1 protein-coding gene is annotated in these 1,721 nt (G+C 58.5%); it reads left to right on the forward strand.

The annotated features are described in order from the left end of the window. Nucleotides 1–1,721 (forward strand): Eco57I restriction-modification methylase domain-containing protein (locus tag ACUY4T_RS14410; protein ID WP_446019657.1); only part of this gene is annotated, 1,721 nt, incomplete at both ends.

The raw sequence follows: 1,721 nt of genomic DNA on the forward strand, positions 1-1,721 counted from the left end.
AGGAAGCGTTCTGGAACCTGTTCGCGGATGCGGACACGTTCGGGGCGTTGCTGCAACCGGACCAGGAGCTGATCGGGCCGCTGCGGGAGCATTTGGATGCGAACCCGCCGACGGATCTGATCGGTGAGGAACTCCACGAACGTGCCCGGTTGGTGCTGACTCAGACGGAGTACCTGTCGCAGCGGTACCACGTCGTTGTCGCCAACCCCCCATACATGGGATCCGGCAACATGGGAGCCACGCTTCAGAGCTTCGCGAAGCGCCAGTTCAAGAAGTCGCGACGTGATCTGCTCGCGATGTTCATTGAGCGCGCGGGCATGTTGGCGCTTACCAACGCGATCGCGGCATTCGTGACGATGGAGTCATGGATGTTTCAAGGAGGATTCGAGGACTTCAGGGTCGAGGTGATGCGTAGAAGGCGTCTGCTCTCACTGATCCACATGCCGTATCAGGGACGCGGCCGAACCAGCATGGGCATCAACTTTGGAACGGTCGCCTTCGTCCAATCCCTCGGTGTTGACCGCGGGGCTCGCACCGCATGCTTCTCCCTTCGGTATTGGGAGATTGATGAGACGGGCGAGCCGTACTCTTTTCCGCCCGAGAATGAACTTGCGGCCACCATACGAATGCGTGATCTGGACATCATTCCGGGCGAGCCTGTTGCCTTCTGGGCAACCCGTGAGCAGCTGACGGCTTTCGATTCCCTGCCGCTTCTTGAAGACGTGGCAACTCTCAAGCACGGGATGTCGACGTCGGATAACAATCGCTTCCTTCGCCAGTGGTACGAGGTGAGCCGCCATCGGTTCGAGCCTCAAGCCTCGGACCGCGTGAGCGCAGTTGCGTCGGGTGCCCGATGGTTCCCTTTCTGCAAGGGAGGAAGTGAGCGTCGTTGGTACGGCAACCTTGACTACGTCGTCAATTGGGAAGATGACGGTCGGGAAATCAAAGAGGAATCGAATCGCAAGTATCCGTACCTCAACGGCAATCTCGGATTCGTCATCGGCGCTGAAGACTTCTACTTCAGGCCCGCGGTGACGTGGTCCACGGCAACCTCAGGATCGGCAAGCTTTCGGTTTCTGCCGACCGGTTCGGTCGTCTCGAACGCCGGGCAAACGCTATACCCAACCACAGGGCTGAGTGAGCAATTCCTGCTAGGCGTTCTCAATGATCGGTGGTCGTCGGAGTATCTCTCGCTGCTTAGTCCATCTATTGGATACGAACTCGGGTACGTGTCCAAGATTCCAGTTCCCGATTTTGATGCGCTGATCGAGTCCGCTGCGCAAGAGCTTGTCGCGATCGCTCGACTCGATTGGGACGAGTCCGAGCTCGCCTGGGACTTCAATCGATCTCCACTACTTGCTGCTGGTTCACGAATGGAGGATGCAGTTCACGCCTTCATCGCAACCTGCGCAGAACGCCGCTCCGCCACCGAACATTTCGAGTCCGTCATCGCTCGGGCACTAGGTGAGTCGAAGTCAAACGAATCCAAAGGAACAACCCTGACGTATGAAGGTCGCCTCGACGAAAGGGGCCGCATTCTGCGTGACTTCCTCTCATATTCGGCGGGTGCGCTGTTTGGTCGTTTCTCGCTGGATCTCGAGGGTTTGGTCCTGGCGGATCAGGGGGACTCGTTGGACACGTTCCTCTCGCGTCTGCCGGAGCCGTCGTTTGTGCCGGATCGGGACAATGTGATTCCGGTGGTGGATGGGGACTGGTTCGAG

Source organism: Agromyces arachidis, from assembly GCF_052805135.1.